This is a genomic window from Alcanivorax nanhaiticus (genome assembly GCF_000756665.1).
GTDB lineage: Bacteria > Pseudomonadota > Gammaproteobacteria > Pseudomonadales > Alcanivoracaceae > Alcanivorax > Alcanivorax nanhaiticus.
Genome location: NZ_ARXV01000002.1, coordinates 81225 through 94421, shown reverse-complemented (window position 1 = coordinate 94421; position 13197 = coordinate 81225). Strand labels below are relative to the sequence as shown.

General features: G+C 57.4%; 12 protein-coding genes and 1 tRNA gene. 8 read left to right on the top strand and 5 right to left on the bottom strand.

The window, feature by feature from the left end; translation table 11 throughout:
- Positions 1–42: 42 nt before the first annotated feature.
- Positions 43–1494: a phospholipase D-like domain-containing protein gene (locus Y5S_RS02560; RefSeq protein WP_052041352.1), complete on the top strand. Its 1452-nt coding sequence runs from the start codon at positions 43–45 to the stop codon at positions 1492–1494.
- A 172-nt stretch (positions 1495–1666) separates the two neighbouring features.
- Positions 1667–2389 (top strand): START domain-containing protein, encoded by a 723-nt coding sequence (locus Y5S_RS02555; RefSeq protein WP_081939634.1) that lies wholly within the window; start codon positions 1667–1669, stop codon positions 2387–2389.
- Here the strand turns inward: Y5S_RS02555 and Y5S_RS19360 are convergent.
- On the bottom strand, positions 2358–2534 hold the full coding sequence (locus tag Y5S_RS19360) for a PLD nuclease N-terminal domain-containing protein (RefSeq protein ID WP_081939633.1): 177 nt from the start codon (positions 2532–2534) through the stop codon (positions 2358–2360). The genes Y5S_RS02555 and Y5S_RS19360 overlap by 32 nt on opposite strands.
- 81 nt (positions 2535–2615) lie before the next feature.
- The gene (locus tag Y5S_RS02550; RefSeq protein ID WP_035230198.1) at positions 2616–3821 is read right to left on the bottom strand and encodes an MFS transporter; all 1206 of its coding nucleotides are present in this window, start codon (positions 3819–3821) and stop codon (positions 2616–2618) included.
- A 97-nt stretch (positions 3822–3918) separates the two neighbouring features.
- Between Y5S_RS02550 and Y5S_RS02545 the strand changes: the two genes are divergently transcribed.
- Positions 3919–4803, top strand: coding sequence for a LysR family transcriptional regulator (locus Y5S_RS02545; RefSeq protein ID WP_035230196.1), 885 nt, complete (start codon positions 3919–3921; stop codon positions 4801–4803).
- Here Y5S_RS02545 and Y5S_RS02540 read toward each other — a convergent pair.
- Positions 4804–4880, bottom strand: a tRNA-Arg gene (locus tag Y5S_RS02540). It lies immediately after the preceding gene.
- Between the two features lie 424 nt (positions 4881–5304).
- On the opposite strand from Y5S_RS02540, the gene arsS reads away from it, so the two are divergent.
- From arsS to Y5S_RS02520, 4 genes are all read left to right on the top strand, one after another.
- Positions 5305–6261: an arsenosugar biosynthesis radical SAM (seleno)protein ArsS gene (gene arsS / locus Y5S_RS02535; RefSeq protein ID WP_035230194.1), complete on the top strand. Its 957-nt coding sequence runs from the start codon at positions 5305–5307 to the stop codon at positions 6259–6261.
- Complete coding sequence (locus Y5S_RS02530; RefSeq protein WP_035230192.1) at positions 6258–6935, top strand: TIGR04283 family arsenosugar biosynthesis glycosyltransferase; 678 nt, start codon at positions 6258–6260, stop codon at positions 6933–6935. The genes arsS and Y5S_RS02530 overlap by 4 nt, the downstream gene beginning before the upstream one ends.
- Positions 6936–6943: 8 nt before the next feature.
- Entirely contained in the window at positions 6944–7576 is a 633-nt protein-coding gene (locus Y5S_RS02525; protein ID WP_052041388.1) for a TIGR04282 family arsenosugar biosynthesis glycosyltransferase, read from the top strand.
- 113 nt (positions 7577–7689) lie between these two features.
- Positions 7690–8034 carry an Hpt domain-containing protein gene (locus Y5S_RS02520; RefSeq protein ID WP_035230188.1) on the top strand — a complete coding sequence of 115 codons (345 nt, stop codon included), beginning with the start codon at positions 7690–7692 and terminating at the stop codon, positions 8032–8034.
- Between the two features lie 632 nt (positions 8035–8666).
- On the opposite strand, the gene fdxA is transcribed toward Y5S_RS02520, so the two are convergent.
- Both fdxA and mutS read right to left on the bottom strand, forming a co-directional pair.
- Complete coding sequence (fdxA, locus tag Y5S_RS02515; protein ID WP_035230186.1) at positions 8667–9002, bottom strand: ferredoxin FdxA; 336 nt, start codon at positions 9000–9002, stop codon at positions 8667–8669.
- Positions 9003–9380: 378 nt separating this feature from the next.
- Positions 9381–11933, bottom strand: coding sequence for a DNA mismatch repair protein MutS (gene mutS / locus Y5S_RS02510; RefSeq protein WP_035230602.1), 2553 nt, complete (start codon positions 11931–11933; stop codon positions 9381–9383).
- 230 nt (positions 11934–12163) lie between these two features.
- On the opposite strand from mutS, the gene Y5S_RS02505 reads away from it, so the two are divergent.
- Positions 12164–13147, top strand: coding sequence for a transposase (locus Y5S_RS02505; protein ID WP_035230184.1), 984 nt, complete (start codon positions 12164–12166; stop codon positions 13145–13147).
- Positions 13148–13197 lie beyond the last annotated feature (50 nt).

The following is a 13197-nucleotide window of genomic DNA, read 5'->3' as shown; positions in this document are numbered from 1 at the left end:
GCCAGAAGGTGGGCGAGAGCGTGAATCAGGGACCGGAGTGCGATGGGCGCGAGGATCAGGGACTGGCAACAGCTGTGGAATGCGGGACTGGATCGGCTAGAGCCGTTCTGGCCGTATATTGCCGCCGCGATCAGTATCAGCCTGGCGATCACTGTCACCATCCATGTGGCTCAAAACAAGCGCGATGCGCGCGCCGCTGCGGCCTGGACCGGGCTGGTGTGGCTGGTGCCGGTATTGGGTGCCATTCTCTATTTCATGCTGGGTGTTAACCGGATTCGCCGCCGTGCCCGGCAGCTGACGGGCGGATTGATCGACAGCGAAGATGGCTGGCGGGTGGCCGCGGAACCACTTCCTGCCTGCGGGCACCTTCAGGAGCTAAGTCGCCTGGTGGGTCGCCTGACCCATTTGCCGTTGGTCGATGGTAATCGGGTAGAGCCGCTGGATGCTCCCCAGGCATGGCGAGCCATGCTGGCAGCTATCGACAACGCCACAGAAAGTATCTACCTCGCCACTTACATCTTTGGCAATGATGCAGCCGGCAAGCCGATCTGCGAGGCTCTGGAAAGAGCGGTGCAGCGCGGCGTCAAAGTACGGGTGCTGATTGATGGGGTGGGAGCCTTGTATTCGCTCCCTTCTGTGGTCTGGCGGCTACGTCGTCGCAAAGTGCCGGTGCAGCGTTTCCTTTACTCTCTCGCCCCTTGGCGCATGCCCTATATCAACCTGCGCAATCATCGCAAATTCATGGTGGTGGATCGTCGCCTGGCGTTTACCGGCGGGATGAATATTCGTGCCGGTTATATTCAGTCTCCGCCGGCCATCACGGATCTGCACGCCCGGGTTGAAGGCCCGGTTGTGGGACAGTTGCTGCGAAGCTTTGCTGCGGACTGGGTGTTTACCTGCCGGGAGGTGCTGGAGACCAGCTACAGTGGCAAGGCTCAGCTGGGTGATGTGCAGGCTCGTGGAATCAGTGCGGGGCCGGATGCGGATTTCGACAAGCGACGCCTTACCTTGCTGGCTGCCATCGGCAGTGCGGAGAAGCGCATCCGTATTGTTACACCGTATTTTGTTCCAGATCTGACTCTGCTGGCGACGTTACAGCTTGCCATCCTCAAGGGGGTGGAGGTGCAGATTGTTATTCCTCGCAAGAACAACCTGCGTATGGTGCATTGGGCCAGTTTGCACGCCTTGAGCTGGCTGGTGAACGAAGGCGCCCGGCTGTATCTCACCGCGGCTCCCTTCGACCACAGCAAGGTCATGACGGTCGATGGTCACTGGGTGATGCTGGGCTCGGGGAACTGGGACGCCCGCAGTCTCAGACTGAATTTTGAATTTGATCTGGAGTGCTACAGCGATGCGCTCACAGAGCGGGTAGACCGCTTCGTCGATAGCCGAATAGAGACCGCCTTGCAGCTGGATACAGACGGATTTCGCCAGATTGCCCCTTGGCGGCGCATCCGTAATGCTCTCGCGCACCTGATGGAGCCCTATCTCTGACTTGATCGCGGATTAGGGGCCGCCTGGCAGGATGAATGGCACTTTGCCATGATTATTGTGTCCCATGTCACGCAACAGAAGCTGTAATATTTCACCGGAACGGGAGTGCCGCTAGAGTGCATCCACGCGCTCTTCCCGCTCGGGGGAATGACGAGGAGTGCCAGGCTGAGACATGAAAAAAATCATAATACTGATAATGATGCTCGCCACAGCTGTGCTTGGTCGGGCCGGTGAAGCCGGGGCTGAGCCAGAGTGGATTCTGGTGACTGACCGCGATGGGGTAAAGGTCTACCGGCAGGATGAGCAAGATACTCGGTTGAAGACTTTCCGGGGCGTGGCGCGGATGCAGATGGATGATTTCAAGGCCATCGGTGTTCTCATGGATGATTATGATGCTGTGGCGGATTTCATGCACATGGTGTCAGAAATCCGTGATGTGAAGCGTTATGCCCACGACAAACGCGATGTTTATGTCACCACGCAGCTACCTTGGCCAGTAAGCGATCGTGATGCCCCTTTACGGGTGACGTTCTATCAGGAGCCGGATAGCTACGATTTGGTCATGCCCATGAATCTGAACCCGGGTATGCCGGAACAAAAAGGCTATGTGCGCATGCCGCAGATGGAAGGCTACTATCGCTTCTCGCCGGTGGCGCCGGGGGAAGTGGAAGTGACCATCGAGGTGGTGCTGGACCCCGGGGGCGCGGTGCCGGCCTGGATTGCCAATATCATCCTGCGCGACATTCCTTACTTTTCATTGAAACGCCTGCGCAGGGTGATCAATCAGCCACGTTTTCAGGGTGTGGATACCGGTTACTACAAGGTACCGGAAAGCTGGCTGAAGGAGACTGATGCCTCGCTGGCTAACGTTTCAGCGGAGAACCCGGCCCCATAAGCGCCCAGATAATCAGCCCGATCAGCGGCACGATGAGCACCAGCAGGGTCCAGAGCACTTTGGCACCGGTTTCTGCGGATGATTGGATGATCATGACAATGGCGTAGATGACCAGTGCCAGTTGTAACAATGCCAGCAGCTTCATAGGTGACTCCCTTCTCCTGTCTTGAACTGTCAATCTAGATCAGAGGTCGGGCCAGGTAAATCCTGCGTATGTAAAACCCTGTCATGCCTCTTGGGCTTGCCCTGGTACCGCACGCATGCCCAGTGCATAAAGTAGTGTGATGAACCCCAGGCTTGCACCGAGCAGAGTCACCCCGATCCAGCCGCCTTGCTGGTACACCGCCGCCGATGCCATTGAACCCGCCGCACCGCCGACAAAGTAGAGAAACATATAGCCTGAGTTGAGCCGATTGCGTGCGTTTTCATCCAGCCCCAGGACCAGATTCATATTGGTGATATGCACGGCTTGCAGGGCCAGATCCAGCAATACTATGCCCGCCAGCAGAGCTATCAGCGAATGTGCCCCCAGCCCGATCAAGCCCCAGGATAACAGCAGTGCCAGCACCCCGATCAGTGTGAGTGACCGGCTATGCCCTCGGTCTGCCAGTACCCCGGCACGGCGTGCGGATAACGCACCGGCTGCGCCGGCAAGACCAAACAAACCAATGGTGGCGTCCGGGAGCGACCACGGCTCACTGGACAACAGGAAGGCCAGTGAAGTCCACAGTACGCTGAACATGGCAAAAATCAGGCAGCCCAGCATGGAGCGTTGAAAATGGACCGGATAACGGACAAACAGAGTGAAAACCGAAACGATCAGCTTGCCATAGTGCATACGGGAATTGGTGGGCGCATGACGGGGGAGCAGATACCAGAGCGCCAGGGTATTGAGCAGCATCAGCGCAGCGGCCACCCAGTAAACTGTATGCCAGTCCCCCAGGCTGGAAAGCCCTCCAGCGGCCGTTCTTGCCAGCAAAATCCCCATTAGCAGACCGCTCATGATGGTGCCTACGACTTTGCCACGGTGCTGCGGTGAAGAAAGAGTGGCGGCAAAGGGGACCAGCACCTGGGCCACCACCGAAAAGGCCCCGGCGATGGCTGTACCTGACAACAGCATGATGAAATTCTGTGCGTTGGCACTGACAAGGAGCCCCGCAGTGGCAAAAAACATCATGGTAATGATCAGCCGCCGCCGTTCCAGCAGGTCGCCGAGGGGCACCAGCAACACCAGCCCTAACGCGTAGCTTGCCTGCGCCACGGTAACGATGATCCCCGCCTTGGCGTAGGTCAGGTTCAGCTCATCGGCAATGGTATGCAGCAGAGGCTGAGCGTAATAGTTGCTGGCAACCACCAAGCCAGTGGTGGTTGCCATCAACATGACCAGCAGGTTGCTGAGCGTGTCGGCTGATGAGGGTTGGGATCGTGTCATGAAGCCTCCGGAACAGGGGGGAGCAGTGTCCTTGAATTTTTGCTATCTCTCTAATGTATTATTGTCATTTCAGTAATCGAAATATGAGATTGATGCGGTGAAACTCAAGCAGATTGAATATGTGTTGGCGGTGGCCGAGCAGGGCAGTTTTACTGCCGCCGCCCGACAATGCCATATCGTCCAGTCCGCGCTGAGTCATCAGGTAGCTCAGCTTGAAGCGGAGTTGGGAGTGTCGCTTTTCGAGCGCAACTCCCGTTCGGTCCGCCTGACCGAGGCTGGTCATGCCTTTGTCGAAAACGGCAGGCGCGCGTTGGATGCGGTCCAGAGGGTGGCGGATGAGGCGGTCGCTACCGCAGGTGAAGTCAGAGGACGTTTGTCACTGGGAACGATTTCTACACTGACCAGCCCGGATCCGATCCAGTTGTTAGCGAGCTTTCACCGTGATTTCCCCCATGTGCATGTCGAACTGGTGATGGAGGGGAGTGAAAAGTTGCTTCAGCGCATGCGGGAACGTCGCCTGGACGTGGCTTTCATTGGCGTTTGGCCTGGGGAAACCATGGATGCAGGGTTCAGTAGCCAGCAATTGTGCAACGAGGAACTGGTGGCATTAATGTCCACAGGGCACCCTCTGAGCCACCAACAGGATGTGACGCTTCAGCAGCTGGCTTCCACACCGCTGGTGGATTTCCCGGTGGGCAGCAGCGCCTACCGGCAGTCAGCAGAGGTGTTTGCGGAGCATGGTCTCGAGTATGCGGTGCAGTTTGAGGTCAGCACGATAGAACATTTGGTTGCCATTGCCCGGCAAGGGTTGGCGGTAGGGCTGATCCCCGCGAGCCTTTCGCAACAACTTGAAGGGGTGTGCACACGGCGGGTCAAGAACGCGCCGCGCCGTTCTGTGCGAGTGGTCTGGCCAAAAACGCCCTCACCGGCAACGCGGGCGTTGCTGGCGCTGATGAATGTGGAGATTGCACAACAAGGATAATGGCGCCCCGGAGATGATTCGAACATCCGACCTAGCGCTTAGGAGGCGCTTGCTCTATCCAGCTGAGCTACCGGGGCATGAGAAACAGATTGTAAGGACTTCACGCTCAGGTGCCACTTCCGGGGAGCAAGCGACTCTTTACAGCGCTTGCTCGCCCTGACGGGCACCGGCGAAGCGGCGATATCCGCTTCGCGTTCGTTCGGCCAAAGCATGCTTTGGAAAACCCCGAACTCACCCAGCTGAGCTACCGGGGCATGGCTGCTGATTGTAAGGACTTTCAGCGGTGGCGCCAGTTTTCGGCAAATAGACGACTATTTTTTGTGCGGCCAAGTGTAGGAGATAGTCTAGGGAATTGCCTGTAGCCTCGTCCGGGCTGCCAGTAGGCATTGGCTCGCGTCCAGGGTCATCATCTTGTCGAAACTCGATTGCCTCCTTCACGTAACCTTTGCGACATCCTTGCATCCAATTGGTAGCATTGTGGAAACACGAATCAGGTGAATTATGCAGGACACCCACGACCTTCTGGTGCGCAGCTCCACAGATTTTCCTCCCCTGCGCCGCCATGCGACGACCATTCTCCAAGTGAATCTGGGTTACCTTTGTAACCTCAGTTGTGTGCATTGCCATGTGAATGCCGGTCCCACACGAACCGAACTGATGGATCGTGACACGGTGGAGCTGGTGCTGGCGGTGATTCGCCAACGCGGCATTCAGGTGTTGGATCTCACCGGCGGCGCGCCGGAGATGAATCCCCATTTTCGCTATCTGGTCAGCGAGGCACGCAAGCTGGGAGTGGAAGTGATTGATCGCTGCAACCTGACCATCCTGTTGGAAGAAGGCTACGAAGACATGGCTGCTTTTCTGGCAGAGCAGCAGGTTCACATCGTCGCATCACTGCCTTGTTACCTGGAAGACAACGTCAACAAGCAACGGGGTAAAGGCGTTTATCAAGGCAGCATGGAGGCCATCCGCAGGCTCAACCAACTGGGCTATGGCGATTCGCTGCCTCTGGATCTGGTCTATAACCCCACCGGCCCCTCCCTGCCGCCGCCCCAGGCAGCTCTGGAGGCTGACTACAAGCGTGAACTGGCCGAACGCTTTGGGCTACGTTTCAATAGCCTTCTCACTATTACAAATATGCCCATCAGTCGTTTCGGTGCGGTGCTGCTGGCCCACGAACAGTTCAACGATTACATGCAATTGCTGAGGGCTAATTTTAATCAGCAGACACTGCCTGCAGTCATGTGTCGTAGCACCATCAGCGTGGATTATCGTGGTTATCTGTATGACTGCGATTTCAATCAGATGCTGCACATGCCGCAGGGGAATCATGCCAGCCACCCCCATCTTTCTTCCCTGCTGGAGGCCGATCTTGAGGGGGAGGCCGTTTATGTGGCGGATCACTGCTTTGGTTGCACCGCCGGTGCGGGCAGTAGTTGCGGAGGCGCGCTGGGGTGACCACGGTCAGCGTTATCGTGCCGGTACGAAATGAGGCTCCCCATCTGGCTGAGGTTCTCACAGCTATCCGGCATGCCCTGCAGGAAAGCGATGAATTGATTGTAGTGGATGGCAACAGTGTGGATGCCAGCGCAGAGATTGCCTCCCGTTTCGCCGATCAGGTATTGAGTGCTGGGCCGGGGCGAGCGTTGCAGATGAATGCCGGTGCCAGGACCGCCGAGAGCGAGTGGTTGTGGTTTCTTCACGCCGATACCCGGGTGTTGCCGCTCCATCGGGAAAGGCTGGCAAGGTTGCCGGCGTCAGCTCAATGGGGACGTTTTGATGTCAGCCTGTCAGGCAAGGGAATCATGTTTTCCGTTATTGCCTGGCTGATGAATTTGCGTTCCCGTTGGACCGGGATTGCCACCGGAGACCAGGGCATTTTTGTGCGCCGTGGAGTTTTTGAGGCGCTGGGCGGTTTTCCCAACCAGCCGCTCATGGAGGATGTGGCCCTGAGTGCGCTTTTACGCCGCAGAGCCAGACCGTTCTGCCTGCGCCCTGCTGTGGTGACCAGTAGTCGTCGCTGGCAGCAGAATGGCACCTGGAAAACGATCTGGTTGATGTGGTGCCTGCGTTGGCGTTACTGGCGGGGTGCGGATCCTGCCAAATTGCACCAGGATTATTACGGGCGATAAGTATGATCATGAGCGTCCGTTCAGAACAGGATTTGCTGGTCGTTTTTGCCCGCGCGCTTGAGGAGGGCAAGGTAAAAACCCGTCTGATACCGGCAGTCGGTGAGGCTGGGGCGCTGAAGGTCTATCGCCAGCTACTGGATATCACCCTGGATGCGGCCAGTGCTTTCCCCGGCCATGTGGAACTCTGGACAGATCGCGCGGATGAGACATTGAGTGCCAGAGCCCGCCGTGCCGGCTGGGCGAGCAGATTACAGCAGAGCCACGGCGATCTGGGCGAGCGCATGTGTCACGCCCTTGCCCATGGGCTGCAACGCTATCGCCGGGTGTTGTTGGTGGGCAGTGACTGTCTGCTGCTGGATCGCGGCTACTTCCAGCAGGCACTGAACGCGCTTGAAACATCGGATGTGGTGTTTGGTGCCAGTGAGGACGGAGGGTATGTGCTGATTGGCAGCAGCCAGCAACGCCTGTGGAAACCGAATCCCTTTCAGGTTGTCAGATGGGGTACAGGGCATGCTCTGGCAGATAGTCAGGCTGCGCTGGCCCTCCACACAGACCGGCTTGTGACCCTCCCGGCGCTCTGGGATGTGGATGAGCCGGAGGATCTGGCCCGGGCGGTAACGCTGGGGCTAATCAAACCCTGAGCGAGATTCCCGAAACGGATTGTTCGGGAAAAGTGGAAATATCAGAACTACAGCACATAAGATGTATTTCGTAGATGAAAAAATAACTGACCGTAAAGGATGACGGAAGCGCTATGCAGGTATCAGACCCCCAGATTATTGATTCGGACATTGTCGCAGAGCTCAAGGATGTAATGGGCGATGATTTCTCTGTACTGGTTGAGTCATTTATTCGTGATGGTCAGCAGCGCCTGCAGGCCCTGTCTCAGGCTCTGCAAGGCCAGGATCGGGAAACCCTGCGTGCCCAGGCGCATTCCTTCAAGGGAAGCAGCAGTAATCTGGGCGCTATACAAGTCTGTGAACATTGCCTCGCGCTGGAAACTCTTGCCATGGAAGGGGATTTGGCCTTGGCGCAAACGCGGCTAAGCGCCCTCGAACGTGATTTTAAAAAGGCGGCAGAGGCACTCAAAACGCTTTGATGTAGTGAGCTGTCAGCTGAACAGGCAAAAAAAACCCTCTTCCAAAAGTGGGGTGGAAGAGGGGGGTTGTGAGCGCTATTTCTAGCGCCTTGGGGGGATACTGGTTGAGCTTTAATGTTGCCCTAAGCTCATATAACTAATGCTAGCGATTAGCGGCTTGGGCTGCTGTAAAAACCGGTGAGAAATTGTAAAAACTTGCCAGCCTTTTACCGACGCCATGTAGCTTCGGTCACATACGAGCCTTTCAGGGGCCTCGCCCCACTCTCTCTTGTAAGAGATATCTTACAAACCTGTAGGAAATGCCTGTCATTTTGGCAGTATTTGGAATGCCTGTTTGCATGTAACGCCTTGAAAATTAAGGGAATGGTGAAATTGAGTGTATTTTCGCCATATATTTAATCTTTTTTTTACCCAAAACCTAAAAACGCGTTGATATAGTGGAATCGTGCTCAAGGACAGGAGCACAGGGACAAGCAGGGAACGCAAGACACGGAAGTCACGGTGAGCGCAAAAGGGTCAGGACGACTCGACGCAAAAAGGGCGGCAGGATGCCGCCCTTTTATTTTGTCTGCAGGAAAGCTGCAGAAGTCAGCGCCACACAGGGATATGGCGCTGCCTGGTAGCAGGAAGGCTTAGCCTTCCCACTCCCGAACCAGCTTCTCACGCTTGTTCTGCACACCGTCCCACTCTTCAGCATCGTCCGGTGCGTCTTTCATTTCAGTAATATTTGGCCACTTCTCGGCCAACTCCGCATTGATCTCCAGAAATTCCTGCTCGCCGTCGGGCAGTTCATCTTCAGAGAAAATCGCGTTGACCGGGCACTCCGGCTCACACAGTGCACAATCGATGCACTCGTCCGGGTGGATAACCAGGAAGTTCGGGCCTTCGTAGAAACAGTCTACCGGGCACACTTCCACACAATCGGTGTGTTTGCAGTTAATGCAGTTTTCACCTACTACGAACGTCATAGCCTGTCCTCGCCAGGTGTCTTGTCTTTGTCCAGCATCAAGCCGCTAATCATAGCAGCTTGAAGAGGGTCTTACTCAGGGTGGCGCTAGTCTAGCGGCATGACCAAAGGCAGGCAAACGAAGACTTGATATAAGGATATAGCTCGGACAGTCCGAAGAGGACAGGGGCGGTGTAATGGGGCATCTGTAGGAGCACCTCTCGGGGTGCGAACCCGGGGTTTTGAGATGTGAGTGTCGAGTGGCGAGAAGCGGGTTTCGAAAACCTGAAGCCATCAGGTCGAGGCACCTTTTGCCTTTCGAAACTCGCTACTCGTCACACTCGCCGCTGTTTTGCTTCCTTCGCCCAGGCCTGTTCCTGCGCGGCCGGCAAAGGTTGGGTTACACCAAGTCCTTCAGCTTGTAGAGCGCTTGCAGCGCCTGTTTGGGAGTCAGATCATCCGGATCCAGCTTAGCTAGTGCCTGCTCGGCGGCGCTGGGCTCCGCAAACAGGCTGGCCTGTGCCGGCGCTGCTGCCGGAGAGTTAGTGGCGGGAATCACCGCGGGGGGCGCATCGTTCACCGTCAGGGTTTGCCCGGCTTCCAGTTCGCGCAGTTTCTCGCCGGCCTGCTGGATCACGCCCGCCGGTACACCAGCTAGCTGAGCGACTTGCAGGCCATAGCTGCGGCTTGCCGGCCCTTCCTGAACCCGGTGCAGGAACACGATACGGTTGTCGTGTTCGCTGGCGGTCAGGTGGGCGTTGTAGATGCCGGGCAGTTGCTCGGGCAGCTGGGTGAGTTCGAAATAGTGGGTGGCGAACAAGGTAAAGGCCTTCAGGTTGCGGGCCAGATGCTCCGCTGCCGCCCAGGCCAGGCTCAGGCCATCGAAGGTGCTGGTGCCACGGCCAATTTCATCCATCAATACCAGGCTCTTGGCGGTGGCATTATTGAGGATGTTGGCGGTTTCCGACATTTCCACCATGAACGTAGAGCGGCCACCGGCCAGATCATCGGAGGAGCCGATACGGGTAAAGATGCGGTCCAGATTGCCGATGCGGGCGCTGGCGGCGGGCACACAGCTGCCCAGGTGAGCCAGCAGGGCAATCAGCGCAGTCTGGCGCATGTAGGTGGATTTACCGCCCATGTTCGGGCCGGTGATGATCACCATGCGGCGGGCATCGTCCAGGTGCAGGCTGTTGGGCACGAAGGCATCGTCCAGCACCTGCTCCACCACCGGGTGGCGGCCATCCACGATCTCGATGATGGCTTCTTCGTCCACCAGCTGCGGGCGCACCCAGTCGAGCGCCTCGGCACGCTCGGCCAGGGCGGCCAGCACATCCAGCTCGGCGACGGCCGCGGCGCAGCGCTGCAGCGGGTGCAGATCAGCAGCCACTTTTTCCAGCAGTGCTTCATACAGACGCTTCTCCAGCGTCAGTGCCTTGCTGGAGGCGGACAGCGCCTTGTCCTCGAACTCTTTCAGCTCGGGGGTGATAAACCGTTCGGCATTCTTGAGGGTCTGGCGACGCTGGTAATCCACCGGCGCATCATCCGCTTCCCGGCGGGAGAGCTCGATGTAATAGCCGTGTACCTTGTTGTACTTCACCCGCAGGGTCGAGAAGCCGGTGCGCTCGCGCTCACGGGTCTCGATATCCACCAGCACCTGACCGGCGTTTTCGCTGATGGAGCGCAATTCATCCAGCTCCGCACTGTAACCGGGGGCGATCACGCCGCCGTCGCGGATCAGCATGGGCGGGTTCTCAATCACCGCCCCACCCAGTAGCTCGACCTGTTCCGGGAACTGGCCGATGCGTTCGATCAGCTCATAAAAAGCATCGGAGGCGGGCAGGGTGCCGATCAATGCCGGCAGCGACTTGAGGCTGGCATGGAGGCGTGTCAGGTCGCGGGGGCGGGCCGAACGCAGCGCCACCCGGCCGAGAATCCGTTCCATATCGCCAATGTCATTGAGCACGTCGCGGGTGGACTCGAAACACCAGCCCTGGCGCAGGGCTTCAATCTGGTCCTGGCGCTGATTAAGGGTGGTGCGGTTGCGCATGGGCTGGTGCACCCAGCGTTTCAGCTGGCGGGCGCCCATGGCGGTCTTGGTGCTGTCCAATACCCAGGCCAGGGTGTGCTGCTCCTGGCCATCCAGGGTTTCGGTGAGTTCCAGGTTGCGGCGGGTGGCCGCATCCATGGCCACGGTGTCATCAAAGCTTTCCACCGTCAGGCCGGTGACATGAGGCAGCTCACCGCGCTGGGTTTCCTTGGCGTACCCGAGCAGGGCGCCAGCGGCGGCCACCGCCACGGGCGTGGGTTCACCAAACCCCGCCAGGTCCTGTACCTGAAATTGCTGGCACAACTGGCGGCGGGCGGATTCCTCATCGAATTCCCAGTCCGGACGCTTGCGACTGCCGGGCTTGTCTGCCCAGCGGCCGGGCAAGGACCTGTCTTCACTGTAAAGCAGCTCGGCGGGAGACCAGCGCTCCAGCAGCGCCTGCAGATGCTCGCTGCCTTCTACCTGGGTGACCACAAAGCGACCCGCCGCCACATCCAGGCTGGCACAGCCATACAGCCCCTTTTCTTCATAGACGGCACAAAGCAGGTTGTCGCGACGCTCTTCCAGCAACGCCTCGTCACTCACCGTGCCCGGGGTAACAATGCGCACCACCTTGCGCTCCACCGGCCCCTTGGCCAGCGCCGGATCACCAATCTGCTCGGCAATCGCCACGGATTCACCCAGCTTCACCAGCCGCGCCAGATAGCCTTCCGCCGCGTGATAGGGAATCCCCGCCATGGGAATCGGCTTGCCGGCACTCTGGCCGCGCTGGGTGAGGGTAATGTCCAGTAGCCGCGACGCCTTCTGGGCATCGCCAAAGAACAGCTCATAGAAATCCCCCATGCGGTAGAACAGCAGCTGATCCGGATGTTCGGCCTTGATGGCAAGGAATTGCTGCATCATCGGCGTATGTTGGCTCAGGTCCGCGCTCACTTTACCTCCGGGGGATTCGACGGGTTTCAGATCAAGTCGGCCATGATATAGCGATTGGCAGAGGGAATCATGGCCCATTCCTCTTTTATCGGGGACACCCATAAATTGGACAAAATCTTACACGAAGAGTCGTCACTGTCTGATGTTTTGCTGTCTTTATGGTCAGTATTGTTGGGTCATGGATAAGCAAGGAGGCTGCCATGACCCGCGCTCGTTATACCCAGGTATCTCTCGACTCTACTTCTTACTACCACTGTATCTGCCGCTGTGTTCGGCGGGCCTTTCTGTGCGGCAAAGACCACTATTCCGGGCAGGATTATGAACACCGCCGCCAGTGGGTGGTGGACCGACTGTCGCTGTTGGCTGAGGTCTTTGCCATTGATCTGTGTGCCTATGCGGTGATGTCCAATCACTACCACCTCGTTGTTCGTATTGATCGGCAGAAAGTTTTGTCATGGTCCGACCAAGAGGTGGCAGGGCGCTGGATGCAGCTGTTCAGCGGCCCTCTGATCATCAAGCGCTGGTTGAAGGGGGAGGCTGGGGAAGCGGAGTCTCTCAAGGCCGAAGAGATCGTTTTTCAATGGCGGGAGCGGCTTTACGATCTTGGCTGGTTCATGAAATGCCTGAATGAGTATCTGGCCAGGAAGGCCAATGAAGAAGATTGCTGCAAAGGGCGCTTCTGGGAAAGTCGCTACAAGTGTCAGGCCTTACTGGATGAACAGGCTGTGCTGCAGTGTATGGCGTATGTAGACCTGAATCCGGTCAGAGCTGATATGGCCGCCACGCCAGTGGAATCCGATTACACCTCTGTTCAGCAACGAGCTAAGGCCCTGAGATCAAATGAGCCCGCAAAGCTGCCGCGGTTGTTGCCTATGGTTGAGGCGGAAACCGTAGGATTTGAGGATGATAATACCCTTCTTCGATTTCGAGTAATGGATTATCTGGAGCTAGTCGATAATACGGGCAGGGCGATCCGCGATGACAAGCGCTGTGCTATATCAGCCAGGGCTGCCGGGGTATTGGACCGACTCGGGATTGATGAGCATACGTGGCTTTTACACATGAAGCCGAGAACTCCGCGACAGCCTGTAGCGATTGGCGCTTTGGAAAAGCTAAAGGAATATGCAAAGAATACCGGTCGAAAATGGGTGGCGGGGCGGTATGCGGAAGTCGGGCAAGTGTAGATGATGTGAATTTTGAGCCCTGTCTGACTGGCCTTTAAATATTTGAATTG